The following is a 19,805-nucleotide window of genomic DNA, read 5'->3' as shown; positions in this document are numbered from 1 at the left end:
GCACTCAGGCACTCAGGCACTAATTCAACGAATGATACGCAATCAATCCATCAATCGGACGACGCAACACATTCCCTAAATTGATCTTGTGCTTTTCAAGAACTTCTCTCAATTCCTCACGCAAGTAAAACGCGATCGATCCGATGAAGTGAACCGGATACGTTTTGTGTTCATCGTATTGTTTGATATACAACTCCACGAAATCTTCCATGGCCGAAAAAATCAACTTTTTGCAAAACGGATGATCTTTGTGCTGGATCAAAAACTTCGCGAACGTTGCCAAATAGGCGTTCGGGTTGGGTTCTTTGTACAGGTTGTGTTTGATGACATCGGGATCGAGGTTGTGCGCTTTTTCAAACTCCACGACAAGATCCTTGGGCATTTTATTGAAGTAATACGAACGGATCAATTCGCGGCCGAAACGATTTCCGCTGCAATCGTCCATCGCGATATAACCAAGCGACTGCACTTTCTGATGCAATTCCTTCCCGTCGAAATAACTGCAGTTCGAGCCCGTTCCAAGAATGCAGACGATCGCCTTCTCGTTCTTGGGCGTAGTCGCGTAAACAGCGGCGTACGTATCTTCATTTACTGAAATGTTCGCGTTCGGGAAATAATCCTTGAAGATTGATGCGAGAAAACTGCGCATGCGTTCCGTTCCGCAGCCCGCTCCATAAAAATAAAGGTGCGTGACGCTTTTCTTGTTGTGCGAAATATCAAAGCGGTCGTCCAATCGCGCGAGCACCTCGTCTTTTCCAAGCACCTCGGGGTTTACGCCGAGTGATTGCGTGGTGAAAAGCACTTTACCGTTATCGTCGATGGCGATCCAGTCGGCTTTGGTCGAACCACTGTCTACTAGTAATTTCATTGGGAAATGGTATTTCTTGTTGGTTTGTGTGTTATAATGTGTGGCGCTTGCATGATTTCGCAGATCATATGGTTTACTCGCGCCGATGGTTTTGCAATATAAAAAGAAAAATCCCGCCTGTATCTCAAACGGGATTTTTCGGGGTAATTATTACTTCAAACCTGCAGTGTGAACCGCCAGGTCAATAAGTTTGCTTGAATAGCCGTACTCGTTGTCATACCAAGAAACGATCTTGAAGAACGTAGCGTTCAAACCGATTCCGGCTTTGGCGTCGATGATTGACGTGCGAGAATCTCCGACGAAATCCTGTGAAACCACATCTTCGTCAGTATATCCGATAACGCCTTTGTAATCAGTTTCCGAAGCATTCTTCAAAACGCTCATGATTTCCTCATATGTCGTTTCTTTTTCCAATCGCACGGTCAAATCCACTGCTGAAACGTCGATCGTCGGAACACGGAAAGACATTCCCGTCAATTTTCCATTCAACGCAGGAATTACTTTTCCAACCGCTTTCGCAGCCCCGGTCGATGATGGAATGATGTTAACGCTGGCCGCGCGTCCGCCTCTCCAGTCTTTTCTCGAAGGTCCGTCGGCAACCATTTGTGTCGATGTAGATGCGTGAACTGTCGTCATCAAGCCTTCAACGATACCAAAGTTGTCATTGAGTACTTTGGCCAATGGAGCAAGACAGTTTGTCGTACATGAAGCGTTAGAGATCACGGTATCCGTAGCTTTTACTTCAGTGTGGTTCACGCCCATGACGAACATCGGTGCATCAGCTGACGGCGCTGAGATGATAACTTTTTTCGCTCCGCCTTTGATGTGCGCCTGAGCCGTTTCGATCGTCGTGAAAATTCCGGTACATTCGGCAACGACGTCCACTCCTACTTCGTCCCATTTCAAGGTTGAAGGGTCTTTCTCGGCAGTCGTGCGGATGTGTTTATCGTTTACGAACAATTTCCCGTCCTTCACTTCTACCTTACCGGCAAAACGTCCGTGAACTGAATCGTATTTAAGCAAATAGGCCAAATGGTCTACATCCAAAAGATCGTTGATGGCAACAACTTCAACGTTGTCGCGGTTGTAAGATTCGCGGAACACGATGCGTCCGATGCGTCCGAAACCGTTTATTCCTAATTTAACTTGTGACATTTTTCTTGTTTTTTATTTGATTTTTATATAGTTCAAAAGTGCAAAGTGCAACGTACAAAGTGCAAGGTACGAAGTGCGGTTCTTTGCACTTTGTACCTTGCACTTTGCACTATGTCGACATGATATCCGAAACCCGCAACAACTCGCGGTCAATCTCCGAATGTCCCTTGATCGCCTGGTCGATCGGCGTCAACGTGATTTTATCTCCAAGGATCCCGACCATGTAGTTCGATTTCCCGTCGAGCAATGATTCCACGGCCCTAACTCCGAGTCGGCTTGCGAGAACGCGGTCGAAACAAGTCGGTGCGCCTCCGCGTTGCATGTGTCCGAGGACCGAAACGCGAACATCGTATTCAGGTAAATTCGCTTCCACGTAATCTTTCAATTCGAAAACGCTTTTTCCGATTTTATCGCCCTCGGCAATCACGACGATACTCGACGATTTGCCCGATGCCTTACTTTTCTTGAGTGAATCGAGCAGACGTTCCAGACCGAGATCTTCTTCAGGAATGAGGATTTCCTCGGCTCCGGCTCCGATTCCCGCATTAAGCGCGATATGTCCTGCGTCGCGGCCCATTACTTCCACAAAAAAAAGACGGTTGTGGGATGAAGCCGTATCTCGAATCTTGTCGATGACTTCCACAACCGTGTTCAGTGCCGTATCGTAGCCAAGCGTAAAGCTCGTGCCGTAAATGTCGTTGTCGATGGTTCCCGGAATGCCCATGATCGGCACGCCGTATTCGGAATTGAAGATTTCAGCTCCGGTAAAACTTCCGTCGCCCCCGATGATCACAAGCGAATCCACGCCTGCTTTCACGATGTTGTCATATGCTTTTTTGCGGCCTTCGGGCGTCATGAATTCTTTTGAACGCGCCGATTTCAGGATAGTTCCGCCTTTGTTGACGATGTTATTCACGCTGCGCGGTCCCATTTCCTTGAAGTCGCCCTCAATCATTCCCTGGTAACCCCTGTAAATACCCATGCATTCGATGTTGTGATACGCACAGGTACGCACTACGGCGCGGATGGCGGCATTCATACCGGGAGCATCTCCGCCCGATGTAAGCACGCCAATCTTTTTTATTGGTTTTGACATTAATTATGGTATTAAAATGTAAACTTAGCAAAGATGAACCATTTCCAGCCTACGATTATTACTACTTTAGCATTTTTCGGTATTTTCAAACGTTTTCGTTGATAAGTTTTCGAAAAGCGCCTATTTATTAAATGCGCGGTTCAAGTATAAGTAGTAACTTAATCGTCGGTCGACGGGATTGCGGGTTGGTTCACGGGCGTTTTTTGGGCCGCTTTCCTCTTTTTCTTGTCCTCTGGCGAATAGAAATTCATGCCTTCGGGAACGACCGAATCCGGAACTTCACTATCGGCCTTATCCACGTCGATTTTCGTATTGAACAACCTGTCGATCAATTCTTTGAACGTATCGAAATCAACTTCGTACGTTACACCGACGCCTTGCGTATACCCGATTCCCTGACCTATATAGTTGATGTCGTTCTCGCGGTTGAACACGCGCAGGTTCATCGTCCCGTCATCGTTGACGCGATATTGCACTTCGAGGTTTCCGACGATGGCCGATTCGTTCACGCCCCCGATCGGAACCCCGACTTTTCCATTTATCGAAATTCTGTCGTTGATCTGTGTCGTGATATTTACACCGACGCGACCATCGCTTTCCACGCCGGGACGTCGGTCGGCGGCTACATAATCAAGACCGACCTTGATCGTACTGTCGGGATCCTGCAGGATATCGCCGAGCAAACCACTCGCCGTCTCGAACAAGTTTCCTGCAAAATCTGATTCGTTCACGCCTTCCGGACTCAGGAAAGTTCCCGATGAAAGCAAATACAACGCCTGCGTCTGACGCGTATCCTTATCGTCCAGTTTATATTGTATCTCCGATTTAAGGACCGATGAAACCGTCGGAAAATTAATATTGAAATCCGGCTCAGGGCTCGCCAAACTTCCGCGAACGCCGATTACGACCTCGACCGGAACTTTCCTGTTCACCGACGGATTGTCGAGCAAGATCGCCGGATTCGCCGTAGTCGTATATACCGCTTCCATATTCAAAACGGCTCGCATCGGGTCGCCTTCCCAAGTGATGGAGCCGCCTTTCTTGAGCTTGAATTTCTTGTCGATGATACCGCCGTACTTGAAGTTATACGTTCCTTCGCTCGCCATGAAATCGCCCCACATGTTGAACTTCCCGAGCGTGTTGATCTTGAACAGAAGCGCTCCGTTTCCGCGACCTTTGATCCCGTGGCCGTTGCTGCGGTCGAGAATCACTTCGACTTCGGCTTCGGGCGTGATGTCGAAGTCGAACTCGAGTTCCAAACCGTTGTAATCCTTGGTTTTGGCGATGATGCCTTTGTCGAGATCGTATTTTTCTTTCGGGCTCAGGAATCGGATATAGCTGCGCGTTCCCGTAGCTTCGGTGTTGTTGATCGGGATCTTGATCGACGTGCCGCTCTCGGATTTCGCATCGACCTTGATGAACAAGCCGTTCGTCGGCCCTGAAATCGACGCGCTTCCATCGATGAACGCCGTTCCGTAATACGCCGCGTCATCGCTGTCTTGAGTGTCGAGCGCGAGCAAGCGTTTCGAATTCACGTTGATGTCGAGTTCCCAATTGCTGAATTTCTCGTGTTCGATCCGGCCTTCGAGATAACCGACGGTTTTGTATTTGGTGTCGGTGATCGACGTATTCCGAACCAAAAATTGCGTCTCGGTCACGTCGACGACCGAACGTTTCTCCATTTCATATTCGACGTTCAGGTACGGAATCGTAATCGCCGCGTCGTCGACATACAAACGCCCGTTCACGTCAGGTTCGGCTACGGTTCCGTCTATATTGATGTTGCCCGAAGCGAAACCCTTGATGTCCGATATCGCGTCGCCGCTAAGCAACGGATTGAGCATGCCGAGGTTGAATTTATTAAAGCGCAAATCCACGTCCATTTGGGTTTGGCCGCCTGAAACGGTGAATTCCCCGTCGGCGCGGAACGATTCGAAGTTCTTGTTCTCAAGCACCGAATTCACATAGAATTTCCTGAAGCTTTCGTCCCCGTCGATGTCGAGCATCAAGTTGCCCATCTCGATCTCGTTGACCAAAAGATTGTCGACGCGAATGGACGACATCGGTTGGTATACTTCCCCATCCTGCTTGAGGCTCACGGTTCCGTCGAGATTCCCCGAGAGCTTGAATCCTTTCGTCTCGGGCGTGACTTTTTGTAAATCGACATTGTCGAACGTGAGTTTCAAATCTTTGTAGTTCTTACCTTTGACAAGCCCGACGAGTTGCATTTTCTGGTTCTCGTGCGACAAAATCAGGTTGTCGATGTTAAAGTTCGTAAACTTGCGATCGACCACGATCTTGTTGTTGTTTTCGTCCTTCTCATTCAAAAACCAAACATTGTCCTTGAACGTGAGCTCCGATTTGTTGAATCCGACGACAACGTTTTTCTGTTTGTCGAGCGTGTGATATAAATTCAGGTTGAAATTGTCCTGTCCGGTCTGTCCGCCTTTGAATTCGGTGCGCACGAATAATGTATCGCGAGACGTCACGTTGATCGCGCTGAAATCGGACACCTTATAATATTTTGTACGGATGCTGTCGATCTCTACGAATGCGTTGTACAGCGGATTTTTGTTATCGATGCTGATCCTGATATTGTCGAAATAATTCTCGAAAGCCCCGATTTGAGGCGAATCGAAATTGAACTTGAATTCGTTGTTGCTCGAATTTATGCTGCCGCGCACCGACGTGTTCGCGCCGACCGAAATTCCGGGCAGGAACAACTCGACGATCTTGTTGTAGATCGTGAAGTCGAAACGCAGGAATTGGCCTTTGTCGATCTTGTTCGGAGAATAATTCGCGTACAGGCTTCCGAGCGAATTCTCGACCATTTTCTGCACCTGCCCGAACTTGTATTTTCCGACGATCTCACCCTCGATAATGTCGGGCGAATTGATTGCGATCGTGCGCACGCGATTGGCGTCGAACGTCGAACTCACCGTAAAGTTGTCGAAATAATACGTGTCCCGTTTGTTTTGGTACGATGTCTCGTTGATGTACACGTTTCCTTGGATGTCGTCGATCGAATTACCCGAGATCGCCATTCGGATGTCGCCCTTGAACACTGCGATCGAATCGTTCTTGACCCAATTCATCTTGCCTAAATTGGCGTAATCGATCTTCGTGTGGAAGTCGTAGGCCATGACTTTTTTGCCCAGGTTGACCGAACCCGCAAAATCCATGAACAAATTCGGATCGTTCACGAAAACCTGGCCTTCGAAAACGGGATTCGTGAATTTCCCATTGACGAGAATATTGCTGTACGTGTAATCGCGGTATCGGATCTTATAGATATCGCCCGTAAAAGACGTGTTGAGGAATTCCTGTTTGAAACCTTCCCCGTCGACGTCCAAATCCAGGCTGACCCTGCCCAAATCCTTCTTGTCGAGGAAATTTCCGATGTCGAAATCGTCGAGCACGACATGGCCTGTGTAAACTGCCTTGTCGATGTTGTCGATGTCGGTCATGACCATTTCGGTCGTGATATTTCCGAGCGACGTCGTCATGTAAAAGTCGGTCTGGATCGAAGTCGTCGTGATTTCGGCCGAACCGTTCAGGTTGAAATTTCCGATCTTCTTGAGCGACGTCGGCAGTTTCTTCCCAAGCACGTTCGGAAGCAAATCCACGAGATTCTGGTAATTCGAATACACTTTCTGGAACGTGCCATTCATGTAAAAACCTTGCCCGCTTTTACCGAAAAGGTTTTTGAACGTCACATCGCCGATAATCTGCGAATTCTTATCATCGATCAAACGCAGATTCCGGGCACGCAGATTATTCAGCGTTCCCGTCACGTGCGATTTGAGGTTGAAAAACTTGTCGCGCCCCATTTCCTTGTAGAAATAGTAGATGTCGTTTGTGGAAAGTGTGGCTTCTTTTACGTTGATGTCGAACTTTACCTTGTTGTTGAAATCGGTGAAATCGGATTTTATATAGGTTAGCAGCACATCGCCTTTCATAGTCGATTGCGTCGTCGCCAAGTCCAAATCCTTAAGTTCGATATTGGTCTTGTTGTATTTGAAAAGCGCCGACAATTTCTTCACGTAAAGCCCGCGATGATCCAAAAACGCGAGTTCTTTGATGTCCATCGTGACTTCGGGTCCGTGAACCTTGAAGTTCTTCAAACGGCCGTCGAGTCGTCTGAAATCGGCGTCTTTAGGGTTCGCACGATTTTCGTCGATCAAAATAAATCGGCTGTTGCTCACGTAGACATTGTTCGCCTTTAAAAGGAATTTTCGCGTGGAAGGCTTCTTTTCGGGCGAATCGAAAAGCGAAATGAATCTGTCGAGGTTGGTGTTCTTCTCGCCCTTGTAGGTTTTCATGTTGAAGGTCAAACCGTCGGCGCGGATGTCTCCGAAAAGCAGGTCGCCGTTGTAGAGTTGGCGGAAACTTAAAATGTTGGTCTGAAGTCGGTTCGCATAGACCAGCGTGTCTTTTTTATGGTCGCGGATCATCACTTTCTTGAGCTTCACGCCACCAAAAACACTGATTGCGATTTGGTCGATGTTGATGTCGGTTCCGTAATCTTCGTTGATTTTCTCGGTCGCGAATTGGGCGATTTTAGTCTGGACAGGCGGGAGAGAAAGAAGTATGCCGAGTAGCAGCAAAAACAGCAGCAGTCCGATGACCGAACGAATTACTATTTTTTTAAATTTTTTGATACCCGCGAATGTTTTAATTTTGTCCCAAATATAATCCAAAAAACCGCCTGTTTATGCATCCGAGCGACACATTTATCCTTGCAATCGAAAGTTCGTGCGATGACACGGCGGCGGCCGTACTCCATAACGACAAGGTGCTTTCCAATGTTGTGGCCAACCAAAGCATCCACAACGAATATGGAGGCGTCGTTCCCGAGCTTGCCTCGCGGGCGCATCAGGCAAACATCGTGCCTGTAATCGACACGGCTTTGAAAAGAGCGAACATCGATAAAAAACAACTGTCGGGCATCGCATTTACGCAAGGTCCGGGACTCATGGGATCGTTGCTCGTGGGCGGTTCGTTCGCGAAATCTTTGTCTCTCGCGCTCGGCGTTCCGTTGGTCGCGGTGAACCACATGCAGGCGCATATCTTGGCGCATTTCATCAGCGAGGACGGTTTCGATAAACCCGAGTTTCCGTTTCTGGCGCTCACGATTTCAGGCGGACACACGCAGATCGTGAAAGTGAATTCGTATTTCGACATGGAAATCATAGGCGAAACAACTGATGACGCCGTCGGGGAAGCCTTCGATAAGAGCGCGAAAATACTAGGCCTTCCCTATCCCGGCGGGCCTTTGGTCGATAAATATGCGCAAGTCGGAAACCCCAAGGCATTCACTTTTACGAAGCCGAAAGTTCCGGGATTGGATTTCAGTTTTTCAGGATTGAAAACGGCGATATTGTATTTCGTACAGAAAAACGTGGCGGCGAATCCGAACTTCATCGACGAGAACCGCGACGACATTTGCGCTTCGATCCAACATACGATCGTTGAAATCCTGATGGACAAGATCAAACTTGCGGTCGAGCAAACGGGAATAAAACAAGTCGCTATCGGCGGTGGCGTTTCGGCCAATTCGGGAATCCGCAAAGCCATGAAGGACGCCGAATCGCTGTACGGTTGGAAAACGTTTATCCCAAAATTCGAATACACGACCGACAACGCCGCGATGATTGGAATTGCGGGTTATTATAAGTATCTTGACGGAAGTTTTGAGGACGCTTCGGTCGTCTCTAAAGCACGAATCGAATTCTGATGCAATTATTTTACAATCCCGACATTTCAACCGCTACGCAAACCCTGTCATTCGACAAGGAAGAAAGCCGTCATATCGTTAAAGTACTTCGGAAAACCGTTGGCGATAAATTATTCGTTACCAATGGATTTGGGTTTCTTTTTAAAACGGAAATCACTTTAGCTTCCGACAATAAATGCGTCGTTAGAATCGTCTCGTCGGAACAACAGGAACGAGGCGTTCAAAAATTGCATTTGGCCGTCGCTCCGACCAAGATGAATGACCGGTACGAATGGTTTTTGGAGAAGGCGACCGAGATTGGTATCTCCGAGATCACGCCTTTGATCTGCGACCGATCAGAACGGAAAATCGTAAAGAACGAACGGTTCGATAAGATTTTGGTGTCGGCGATGAAACAATCGGGACAATATTATTTGCCGAAGTTAAACGAATCGACGACGTTCAAGGAGTTCATGAAACAAAACCCGAACGGGCAAAAGTTCATTGCACACTGTCTCGAAACCGACAAAAAATCGCTCAGGAACGAGTTGCAAAAAGCCTCTGATGCCACGATTCTGATCGGACCCGAAGGCGATTTCTCAGAAAAAGAAATCCAACTCGCGCTCGACAACAGCTATATTCCCGTATCTTTAGGCAACACGAGACTTAGGACAGAAACCGCGGCCGTCGTGGCGTGTCATTCATTTGTATTTGTTAATGAGGATTTAAAAATTGAAAGATTAAAAGATTGAAAGATTACGAATCGTTAAATATCAACTTATATCGCCATCAACCAATAACCAAAAACCTAGACTTCACCGGAAGACAATGACTCAAATCAACAAATCAACGAATCAACAAACTTCACCCGATTAACCAAAACCTACATTCCACCGGAAGACAATGACTCAAATCAACGCATCAACAAATCAACAAATCAACAAACTCCACACAATCGTGCACCGATTCGTCTTCATTTGCACAATCATGTTCGCGACGCACGCCACATCCCAAGAAATCGCCTTATTAAAATACAACGGCGGCGGCGACTGGTATTCCAACCCAACCGCGCTTCCGAACCTCATAAAATACTGCAACCGCACGATCAACACGAAAATCAGCGCAAAACCTGCGACCGTCGAACCCGGTAGCCCGGATCTGCTTTCGTATCCTTTCGTGCACATGACCGGACACGGAAACGTCGTGTTTAGTGACAACGACATCCAAAACCTGCGCAATTATCTCGAAGGCGGCGGATTTCTGCATATCGACGACAATTACGGAATGGATCAATACATCCGACGCGAGATAAAACGCATTTTCCCCGCAAGCGAACTGGTCGAACTTCCCGCGAGCCACGTGATTTTCCAGAAACCGAACCCGTTTCCATCGGGAATCCCGAAAATACACGAGCACGACGGCAAGCGCCCGCAGGCATTCGGCGTTTTCCTCAACGGACGATTGGCGGTGCTTTACACGTTCGAAACCGATCTCGGCGACGGATGGGAAGACACCGAAGTACATAACGATCCGGCTGAAGTGCGTGAAAAAGCACTCAAAATGGGCGCGAACATCATGAGTTACATCTTTAATAATTGAGTATGACTTCAACTACGATTGCAAAAGGAATTTTAAAAGCCATTGGCGTGATCGTGGCGGTTTTGCTGCTGTTTTACTTTCTTTACCTCGTGCAGTCGGTGATCATTTATCTTGTCGTGTCGCTGATTCTCACGATGATGGGCATGCCGATCGTGCGCTTCCTCAAGAACAAATGCAAGTTCAAGAACATATTTGCGGTGATTACGACACTCGTGATTTTCGTGGGTTTCATCTTTGGGTTCATCATGTTGATCGTGCCGCTCGTCGCATCCCAGGGCGAAAACCTGTCGTTGCTCAATACGGCCGCGATCGAACAGAGCGTCATCCAGCTTATCGACCAGATCGGGACGTTTTTGGAAGGCCACAACATCGATTCGGGAAAATTGCTCAAGGAATCGAATCTTACGTCGAAAGTCAATTTCAATTTTATCCCGAATTTCCTCAACATCGTGCTCGGGACGATCAGCAGTTTCGGCGTGGGGCTCGCCTCTTGCCTGTTCATTACTTTCTTCTTTCTCAAGGACAGGGCGATTTTCGCGCAGGGAACCAAAAAACTTCTTGCCGGTCCTCATGAGGAAAAAATCTTGAATTCGCTTGATAAGATCGATCATCTGCTTTCCCGATATTTCATCGGATTGCTGATGCAGCTCACCGTAATATTCGTTTTATATTTGATCGTATTGCTGATTTTCGGTGTTCAAAATGCGCTGATCATCGCATTGCTGTGTGCGATCCTGAACATCATTCCGTACGTCGGGCCGCTCATCGGATCCATTTTGGCGGCGCTTCTCACGATGATGAGCAACCTCGGAAGCGACTTTCAAAGCGAGATTTTGCCGACCACGATTTATGTCCTGATCGGATTCTCAATCGTCCAAATGATCGACAACAACCTGACCGGACCGCTGATTTTCTCCAAAAGCGTCGATTCGCACCCGCTTGAAATTTTCCTTGTAATCTTGGTCGCGGGCTTCCTTTTCGGGATATTGGGAATGGTAATCGCCGTTCCGCTTTACACGATCTTAAAAGTAATCGCGAAGGAATTTTTCCCCGACAATAAGATCGTACAAATGCTTACGCGAAATATCTGACCGTGGACAAGGAGTTGCTTTCAGATGAAATCCAGGCGTTTATAGACGAATCGGTTGGAACCGACGTGTCCAAATTGGCATTGCTGAAAAATCCGTTTCCCGATTCCGACTATAAGGAAATCCTGAACCAGATCGCGGCGAAGACCAAGGCGAAGGACAAGCTGCCGACTTGGTTCTCCGCATCGGAAATCTATTATCCCGCGAAGGTTTCGGTCGAACAAACGTCTTCTGAGAAAACGGCTGACTACAAAGCGAACTTGATTTCAGGTCACGATCTTATTGATTTGACGGGCGGTTTCGGTGTCGACGATTATTACTTCTCGAAGCGATTTGAAAAAGTCGTGCATTGCGAACTGGATTTGGAGCTGTCAGGAATCGCGGCGCATAATTTTGATCGTCTGAAAGCTTTTAACGTCCGATGCGAAACCGGCGACAGCACTGAAATACTCAAACACGAACGTGGCAAATTCGATTGGATCTACATCGATCCGTCGAGGCGGAATGAAACCAAAGGCAAGGTGTTCATGCTCAGGGATTGCTTGCCGAACGTACCCGATCTTTTGGATTTCTACTTCGGACATTCTGATAATATTTTGATTAAAACGGCGCCTATCCTCGATATTTCGGCTGCGTTGTCGGAACTTAAGAACGTTCGCGAAATCCACATCGTCGCACTCGAAAATGAAGTAAAGGAATTGCTTTTCGTAATCCAAAAAAACTTCGTCGGAAGTCCGAATTTGGTTTCGGTCAATATCACCAAAGATGGAATGCAGCGTTTTGAAAGCAGTTTCTCCCAATCGGCCGACGCGAATTACGGTAATCCGAAAACGTATTTGTATGAACCGAATGCCGCGATCATGAAGTCGGGTGCGTTCGACGCGATCGGATTGGCGTTCGATCTCGACAAGCTGCATAAACATTCACATTTGTATACATCGGACGAAAAAATTATGGATTTCCCGGGACGGATTTTTGAAGTGAAACGAGAATTTGCATACGACAAAGCGAACATGAAAAACTACATGCTGCAATCAAAAGCAAACGTCTCGACGCGTAATTTCCCCGAGACCGTCGAAGCGCTTCGCAAGAAATGGAAGATTCGCGACGGAGGCGATCACTATTGTTTTTTCACGACTGTCGCGTCCAATGACAAAATTGTGTTATTTTGCGCCAAAATTTAAAAATGAAACGCTTTTTACTGATCTTGTTTTTCGTCGCACAGGCTGCGATCGCCCAAAAACCTTGCGAATACGCGACAGATGTCGTGGACAGCATCGGTACGTATAAGGCTACGAAGGATTTTATTTTTTACGAGAAAAATTTCGGAGGCACGAGTTCGCGCCTGTTCTTCTCATTGGTTCTTACCGACGAACTTCCTACGTTGAACACCCAATTCATCACGCGAAGCAAGGAATTCATCAAAGCGTATTGTTTCGATAAAAATTCAAAAATGTACTTGCAGTTGGCGAACGGAAAAGTTGTGACACTCGTACATATCGACAGTGAAAATTGCGGTACGTCGTTACGCGATCCCAAAGGCGGCGCGACAAATCGCGTACATTCGGGGATTTTCATGTTCATGAAAGATTCGTTCGAGGAGCTTAAGAAATCACCGGTTATCCTGATGCGGATCCGATATGGAGGCGAAACCGTGGATTATATCGTGAAAAGCGAATTCGTTTCGGAATCCGACGGGAAGACTTACAAGCCCGAAACGTATTTCATGGACAATCTTCGCTGCATAGTCGATTAATTGCAATCCCATTTAAAATTCGAGACTTTTTCAGTCGACGCTCCTTTGTAATTAAAGTGCCACCACTCTGATTTCAATACCGAAAAATCGTGTTTCGACATGACTTCCTGCAATAATTTACGATTCGATTTCACCGACTCGGAAAGTTTCGCGTACTCGACTGCGGCTTCAGGCCCGAAATGATCGAAAGCCGTTCCCATGTCGAGTTGTTTTCCGTTCGAATCTATGAGCGTAATATCGACCGCGCCACCGCGATTGTGGATCGAGCCTTTTGCGGGATCGGCGACGTAACTTGGGTTCGACACGATTTTCCACATGCGTTTTTGGATGTCGAGCGGCCTGTAGCAGTCGAAAATCTTGATGCGGTAGCCTTTGCCGATAAATTCTTTGTTTGCTTCGATTAACGCTTCGGCGGTCTTTAGCCGAAGGAAACACTCGGCGCAGTCGTATACTTGGCTTTTGAGGAAATTGTCTGACGTTGCGTATTTCATGTCATAGACGAAATCGGTGCTGTAATTTTTGAGGTCGACAAACACGCTGTCCGGAGTTGCAGGCATTAATTTCGTCTGTTTTACCGGGACTTGACGGGATTTCGTGTCGATTTTTGGGAAATTTGCTGTGGCGATGACGTCATTTTTGGGTTGTATCCCTTCGAAATTCTGAGGATTGCTTTTGCATCCGACGGTCATCATTCCAAACAAAACGGCTGATAAAATAAAGGCTGATCGCATTTGGCAGTATATTTTGCTCAAGGTACGAAAAATACGAAGCTTAAAAAACCACTCTATTCTCGTTATATAATTGAATATTAACACATTTAAAAAACAACCTCAAAAAGTTTTAAAAAAAGAACGCATTATTTTGTAAAATATGGATTGAACGTTTACATTTGCAACCGCAAAAAGATGAGAATTCTTTTGCATTGGAGAGGTGCCGGAGTGGTAACGGAGCAGATTGCTAATCTGTCGGCGTGCAAACGTCGCCAGGGTTCGAGTCCCTGTCTCTCCGCTTTTTAGAGTATAATTTAGTATTCCACGTACTAAATTCTCGGGGTGTAGCGTAGCCCGGTCATCGCGCCTGGTTTGGGACCAGGAGGTCGCAGGTTCGAATCCTGCCACCCCGACAACAAAATCCTTCCGCACGTAGTGCGGAGGGATTTTTTGTTTTGTGTAAAAAGTGCCGAGCTCGCTCGAGCACTTTTTACACAAAACAAAAAAGACCCCGCGGCCGCAGGCCGCGGAAAGGATTTTACTGAACGACTCCCCAACTCAGGATCACGCGCCAGCGTAATCCCATCAAATAACTAATCATCCGCCATCGCAGGCCGCGGAAGGATTTTATTGAACGACTCCCAAACTCAGGATCACGCGCCAGCGTAATCCCATCAAATAACTAATCATCCGCCATCGCAGGCCGCGGAAAGGGATTTCATTGAACGACTCCCCAACCCAGGATCACGCGCCAGCGTAATCCTGCCAATCGGATTCAAACCTTCTAAACACCCGGAACCTTTTGATAAATTAACCCACCCAGAATCAAGCACCAGCGTAATTCTTCCACGAGAATCAAAACCCGCGATTACTTAAGATCAACCCAAATCACAAGCGCGTGCCAGCTTAATTCCGAACAACCTACTTCTCCATAACAATATACGCCGGATAAGATTCCTTCTGCGGCAAATCAAATTCCTCATCATAAGGTTGCGAACCTTTACCGTTGTTATACATTGCCACACGTTTCACGCCACTCGCCGTGCTTCCGCCGACGCCGTTGATGACATTCTCGATATTGCCCGGCCCTGCAAAACGGGTAATGCACATTTTTTCAAGTTTTACATTTGGGCTGTTTGGAGTTTCAAAGCCATTTTTCTTGTTCACGTCGCCGTCGGTTCCCGTGAAGACCGCGTACGATCCCATTCCCAAACTATGGTGTTCTTTTACGCTATTGGCGACTTTGAAAGCCGCATAACCGTCAACCCTGCCCGCTTGGCTGCTCCAACTTTCTTGATTCGGGGCGTCGTAGGGTGGCTCGTTCTGCAGGAAATATGTCCGGCCGCGTTCCCCTAGCCAAAGCACCTCGTATTCTTGGAAGTGTTCGGCGAACAGCGCATAAAGCGTAACATCGTCGCCTGTGACGACAAGTCCATTTTTGCATCGGTCTCTTGTCCAACGTGCTTTTCCGCCGGGTTGGGAGCCGTGGTCGGCGCGCCACAGCCAAAAGTGGTCGCCCACGACATTGTTGCTGTTGATTTGCATCGATGCTTGTATCTGGACGTTTTTTGATTGGACGCCGCCTACCCTGCAAGTAATGTCGGTAAGCAATATGGGATTTGCGGAATGGTCGGCATCGGCTCCCTCGTTGCCGATCCTGATTTGATAGGTCGTACTGTTGAAGGAATCCATAAGAAGCCCCGCAATGATGATTCCGTCCTTGTCATCGGCATAAATGCATCCCCAGGTATTTTTATCGGTCGGTTCAAGAGTTACCGAAGCGATCCCGGTGCCTAACAATATCGCATCTTTTCTATTTATCTGGATCGGAGCATTCAACGCGTAATGCCCAGGCGTGAAAAATATGTTCTTACCTGATTTCAGGGCCGCATTGATCTCGACGTCGGTGTTACCTTCTTTGGCTACGAACCAATCGGTGAGCAAGTCCTGTACTTTGCCTTTGCCCATATCGTTTGGCGACCACGAAATTCCTATTCTGTCCTTTTGCCATGACGGCACGAAAATTTTGTACTCACCGTCGCTATCGATAAACAGGAATGGTTTTTCCCTGATTATTGGTGTCGCGGAAACGGGAGTGTTGATACTGTCGGCCTTCGGGGGATTCACGCAACCTTGCCAAACCATGTTGTACGAACCGCCCATCGAAGTCGAGCCTGAAGGGAAAACGGTGTTCCTCGTGTACCATTGTTGTTGGCCGCCCCAGTTCGGTCGCGATGTCGTGTAATCGGAGTCGGCGATGAAACCACCGCTTCCCCAAAAGTTTGTGTTTCCAACGTCCGAAATATATTTTGATGTGCTCTCGATCGACATTCTTCGGGCACTCGTCGATTGTGAAACCGTCCAGGCGAAGTCTCTCATGACAGCCACATTCTCAACCGAACGCCAGAACGTACACGTCGCATTTGCGCCACCCGAAAGATGCGGCCTTGTGAAAATAGCGCCCAGTTTAACGGCTGCCGGAACTTTGCCCAACCCTCCGATGTGGGAATAGAAACCCAATTCTATGGAATTCGCCGTCGCCGATGATGCGGAACCCGACCCGCCCGGATCATACGTCTGGCCGTTGACGTTCGCCTTGAAATAATAGGCCTGTCGCTTCGTAGTCCATTCGCCGTTCGGTCCGCCCAGGCCGATTGAGCTGAAGTGCGAATTGATGTCTTTCAGCGCGGCATCCGCTTTTTCGTGCTTCCTGTCGTAGAAATACATGTTGTTGCCAAAAATCTGGTTTTCGAGAGATAATAAGATCGTTATCGAGTTGCGCGTGACGCTGTAATAGTTTTCGTATTTATCGGCGTTTGGTTTTTTATCGATGAAGGTCAATTTGGAAGTTGAGCCGACCGACACAAATTCAGACGCCAAGCGACTACCGCCTCTTTTAACCACATAATTCCCCGAAGTACCGAACGCCGGCCACGACAGCGTCATTCGATGCGTTTTCCTATCGTAAATAATCTTGCCCTCGATTTTCTTTTCCTGTTTTTCGGACGGACTGGCTATTGCAAAACTGCACATGTTAAGCGTAAGTACGACCGTTAAAAGTGAAGATATTATTCTTGTACGCATATGTATTGGTGTGTTGTAGATTCGGTTGTTGCGATATCGGTTATTTCTAACTTTCGAAGATGGGAAATAATCTTTTATCCTGTATATCCGATTTGCTATTTTCTTATCGCGAATGCGCTCGGCAAACTAAATTCATAGGAGTCTCATAGGGCACCTTTTTATCACCGACGTAATGTCGACGCGCGATCCTGCAAAAGATCCTAATTGAAAATGCCCAGTACAAACAAAAAAAAGCCGCAAATGAACTTGGGCTTTTTTGTCTGCACTGGGCATTTATCGTGATCGCACTAGGATTCGAACCTAGGACCGCCTGCTTAGAAGGCAGGTGCTCTATCCAGCTGAGCTATGCGACCTTTTTAACGGGTGCAAATATAGGTATGTTAATCGAATTTGGCAACGATTGGAAGTGAATAAATTTTTTACGCTTGAAATGATTTGGGAACTAGGATGTTGCCGTTGCTGACGTAACCTTTCCTCACAGCAAACCATTCCGGAAGTTTTTACGAAATCCGGAACAAGTTCCAAAAACATATCACAACCTTAACAAACGCCATCCTCCGATCAAAGAAACAATGCTATCTTTAACCAAGATATTGACACGCATCACAATAGCTCCCCGACGAAAACCGTAAACCATGAAAATCCCTTTCCTGTCGACAATCGGATTACTTATGATAATCCCATCGTGCAAAAACACCCAACAACTTTCAAATAATAAACAAAAAGTGGAAGTTCAAGGACATAGAGGCGATCGCGGAAATTTCCCCGAGAATTCCCTGCCCGCGTTTTACAGCGCCATCGATAAAGGAGTCGATGTCCTCGAATTGGACGTCGTAATTTCCCAGGATGATCAAGTCGTAGTGTCGCATGAACCATTCATGTCAAGCGCGTATGTGTTGCAACCCAATGGCGATTCGATCCCAAAAAGCACCGAAGCGACGTTCAACCTTTACAAAATGCCCTATTCCGAAATCAGGAAATTCGACATCGGATCAAAAGGCAACAAGCTTTTTCCCAAGCAGAACAAGATAAAAACCTACAAGCCATCGCTCGCTGAAATGATCGACTCGGTAGAAGCGTATGCCTCGCGAAAAAAGGCGAAACCCGTCCGATACAACATCGAAATAAAATCGGTGCCTTGGGAATACGCGAAGACACAGCCGAATCCTGATGTTTTCGTCGATTTGGTCATGAAAGTTATCCGACAGAAAAAAATCGACAACCGAATCAACATCCAATCTTTCGACCCGTTCATTCTCAACGAAATAACAAAACGATACCCTCAAACCGTAACCGCATTTCTCGCCGACAAACCGGGAATTGCGAAAAACCTTTCGATGCTGAAGAAAAAGCCCGAGATCTTCAGCCCGCACTACTCTGCCGTAAATGCCGCAATGATTGATTCGCTTGCAAAAATGAACATCAAGATTATACCATGGACGGTCAATGAAACCAAGGACATCGATCGAATGTTATCGCTGAAAGTCGACGGTATCATCACCGATTATCCCGAAAAAGTTTTGGAAAGACGATAATCTTTCGAAAAATGAATTTTCAGATTAAATTTTACGGTATTACTATTTATCGTCGCCCGATGTAAATATCCATAATCACATTCTGAATTTTAACGTCCATTTTTTAAAAAATAGTTTAAATTCGCGCATACAGTTTTAAACTCAAATTATGAAGAAAGTAGTTATCGTATCGGCTGTGAGAACCCCGATCGGAAGCTTTATGGGAGGTTTGTCGACCGTTCCCGCACCGCAATTGGGCGCAGCCGCTATCAAAGGCGCACTCGAAAAAATAAACCTGAATCCCGAATTGGTCGATGAAGTCCTCATGGGCAACGTCGTACAGGCCGGAGTTGGCCAAGCACCGGCACGTCAGGCCGCGTTGGCTGCAGGTTTGCCGAATTCGGTCATCACCACGACCGTAAATAAAGTGTGCGCTTCGGGCATGAAAGCCGTGATGCAAGGCGCGCAAGCCATCCAATTGGGCGACGCCGAGATCGTCGTTGCAGGCGGCATGGAAAACATGAGCATGATCCCGCATTACGTTCATTTGCGAAACGGCGTGAAATTCGGTCCGACGACGATGGTTGACGGCTTGCAGAAAGACGGTCTTACCGATGCTTACGACAACAACGCGATGGGAGTTTGCGCTGATTTGTGCGCAACGGAATACGAATTCTCACGCGAAGACCAGGATGCGTTCGCGATCCAATCGTATGAGCGTTCGGCCAAGGCATGGGAAGCTGGGAAATTCGACAACGAAATCGTGCCCGTTTCAGTACCGCAACGTCGTGGCGAGCCTGTAATCGTTTCAAAAGACGAAGAATTCACAAATGTAAAACTTGATAAGATCCCATCGCTTGCGCCCGCGTTCACGAAAGACGGAACGGTTACGGCCGCTAACGCTTCGACGATCAATGACGGTGCGGCCGCGTTGGTCCTGATGAGCGAAGAAAAAGCGAACGAACTTGGGTTGAAACCGCTCGCCTACATAAAAAGTTACGCCGACGCAGAACAGGAACCGAAATGGTTTACGACGTCTCCCGCGAAAGCGTTGCCCAAAGCACTCGACAAAGTTGGAATGACGGTTAACGATGTCGATTTTTTCGAGTTCAACGAAGCATTCTCGGTTGTCGGACTGGCCAATGCGAAAATCCTCGGTTTGCCCGCCGACAAGGTAAACGTGAACGGTGGTGCGGTTTCATTGGGACATCCGCTTGGA

The 19,805-nt window shown here is 47.4% G+C and carries 14 protein-coding genes and 3 tRNA genes; 10 read left to right on the top strand and 7 right to left on the bottom strand.

The features are described 5' to 3' along the window. Window positions 1-19 precede the first annotated feature (19 nt). The 4 genes from EOO50_RS05970 to EOO50_RS05955 all read right to left on the bottom strand — a co-directional run bounded on the left by EOO50_RS05970 (window position 20) and on the right by EOO50_RS05955 (window position 7,819). Window positions 20-868, bottom strand: coding sequence for an N-acetylglucosamine kinase (locus EOO50_RS05970; protein WP_290838619.1), 849 nt, complete (start codon window positions 866-868; stop codon window positions 20-22). A 150-nt stretch (window positions 869-1,018) separates the two neighbouring features. Then, complete coding sequence (gap, locus tag EOO50_RS05965) at window positions 1,019-2,023, bottom strand: type I glyceraldehyde-3-phosphate dehydrogenase (RefSeq protein WP_290838618.1); 1,005 nt, start codon at window positions 2,021-2,023, stop codon at window positions 1,019-1,021. Between the two features lie 109 nt (window positions 2,024-2,132). Beyond that, a complete protein-coding gene (gene pfkA / locus EOO50_RS05960) occupies window positions 2,133-3,119 on the bottom strand; it encodes a 6-phosphofructokinase (protein ID WP_290838616.1) in 987 nt (328 codons plus the stop codon). A gap of 158 nt (window positions 3,120-3,277) precedes the next feature. Then, a complete protein-coding gene (locus EOO50_RS05955) occupies window positions 3,278-7,819 on the bottom strand; it encodes a translocation/assembly module TamB domain-containing protein (protein ID WP_290838615.1) in 4,542 nt (1,513 codons plus the stop codon). Between the two features lie 14 nt (window positions 7,820-7,833). Here EOO50_RS05955 and tsaD point away from each other — a divergent pair, with 14 nt between their 5' ends. From tsaD to EOO50_RS05925, 6 genes are all read left to right on the top strand, one after another. After that, window positions 7,834-8,856: a tRNA (adenosine(37)-N6)-threonylcarbamoyltransferase complex transferase subunit TsaD gene (tsaD, locus tag EOO50_RS05950; RefSeq protein ID WP_290838613.1), complete on the top strand. Its 1,023-nt coding sequence runs from the start codon at window positions 7,834-7,836 to the stop codon at window positions 8,854-8,856. Continuing rightward, window positions 8,856-9,587 (top strand): 16S rRNA (uracil(1498)-N(3))-methyltransferase, encoded by a 732-nt coding sequence (locus EOO50_RS05945; RefSeq protein WP_290838612.1) that lies wholly within the window; start codon window positions 8,856-8,858, stop codon window positions 9,585-9,587. Before tsaD ends, EOO50_RS05945 begins: the two co-directional genes overlap by 1 nt. Before the next feature lie 235 nt (window positions 9,588-9,822). After that, a complete protein-coding gene (locus EOO50_RS05940) occupies window positions 9,823-10,434 on the top strand; it encodes a DUF4159 domain-containing protein (RefSeq protein WP_290838610.1) in 612 nt (203 codons plus the stop codon). Between the two features lie 2 nt (window positions 10,435-10,436). After that, entirely contained in the window at window positions 10,437-11,525 is a 1,089-nt protein-coding gene (locus EOO50_RS05935; protein WP_290838609.1) for an AI-2E family transporter, read from the top strand. Window positions 11,526-11,527: 2 nt separating this feature from the next. Continuing rightward, complete coding sequence (locus tag EOO50_RS05930) at window positions 11,528-12,706, top strand: class I SAM-dependent methyltransferase (RefSeq protein ID WP_290838607.1); 1,179 nt, start codon at window positions 11,528-11,530, stop codon at window positions 12,704-12,706. A gap of 2 nt (window positions 12,707-12,708) precedes the next feature. Then, window positions 12,709-13,278 (top strand): hypothetical protein, encoded by a 570-nt coding sequence (locus tag EOO50_RS05925; protein ID WP_290838606.1) that lies wholly within the window; start codon window positions 12,709-12,711, stop codon window positions 13,276-13,278. Here the strand turns inward: EOO50_RS05925 and EOO50_RS05920 are convergent. Next, on the bottom strand, window positions 13,275-14,009 hold the full coding sequence (locus EOO50_RS05920) for a M15 family metallopeptidase (protein ID WP_290838605.1): 735 nt from the start codon (window positions 14,007-14,009) through the stop codon (window positions 13,275-13,277). The genes EOO50_RS05925 and EOO50_RS05920 overlap by 4 nt on opposite strands. Window positions 14,010-14,202: 193 nt before the next feature. Here EOO50_RS05920 and EOO50_RS05915 point away from each other — a divergent pair. Then, window positions 14,203-14,286, top strand: a tRNA-Ser gene (locus EOO50_RS05915). Window positions 14,287-14,326: 40 nt separating this feature from the next. Then, window positions 14,327-14,401: transfer RNA gene (locus EOO50_RS05910), tRNA-Pro, on the top strand. Between the two features lie 508 nt (window positions 14,402-14,909). On the opposite strand, the gene EOO50_RS05905 is transcribed toward EOO50_RS05910, so the two are convergent. Together EOO50_RS05905 and EOO50_RS05900 are read right to left on the bottom strand one after the other, a co-directional pair. After that, window positions 14,910-17,072 carry a hypothetical protein gene (locus EOO50_RS05905; RefSeq protein ID WP_290838604.1) on the bottom strand — a complete coding sequence of 721 codons (2,163 nt, stop codon included), beginning with the start codon at window positions 17,070-17,072 and terminating at the stop codon, window positions 14,910-14,912. 279 nt (window positions 17,073-17,351) lie between these two features. Continuing rightward, window positions 17,352-17,425, bottom strand: a tRNA-Arg gene (locus tag EOO50_RS05900). 282 nt (window positions 17,426-17,707) lie between these two features. On the opposite strand from EOO50_RS05900, the gene EOO50_RS05895 reads away from it, so the two are divergent. Then, a complete protein-coding gene (locus EOO50_RS05895) occupies window positions 17,708-18,607 on the top strand; it encodes a glycerophosphodiester phosphodiesterase family protein (RefSeq protein WP_290838602.1) in 900 nt (299 codons plus the stop codon). Between the two features lie 145 nt (window positions 18,608-18,752). Beyond that, window positions 18,753-19,805, top strand: a 1,053-nt coding sequence (locus EOO50_RS05890; RefSeq protein WP_290838729.1) for an acetyl-CoA C-acyltransferase, incomplete at its 3' end; no start/stop codon positions are given.

Source organism: Flavobacterium sp. (assembly GCF_004211145.1).
GTDB lineage: Bacteria > Bacteroidota > Bacteroidia > Flavobacteriales > Flavobacteriaceae > Flavobacterium.
The sequence above is the reverse complement of the archived record's forward strand: the minus strand, read 5'-3'. Positions and strand labels throughout refer to the sequence as shown.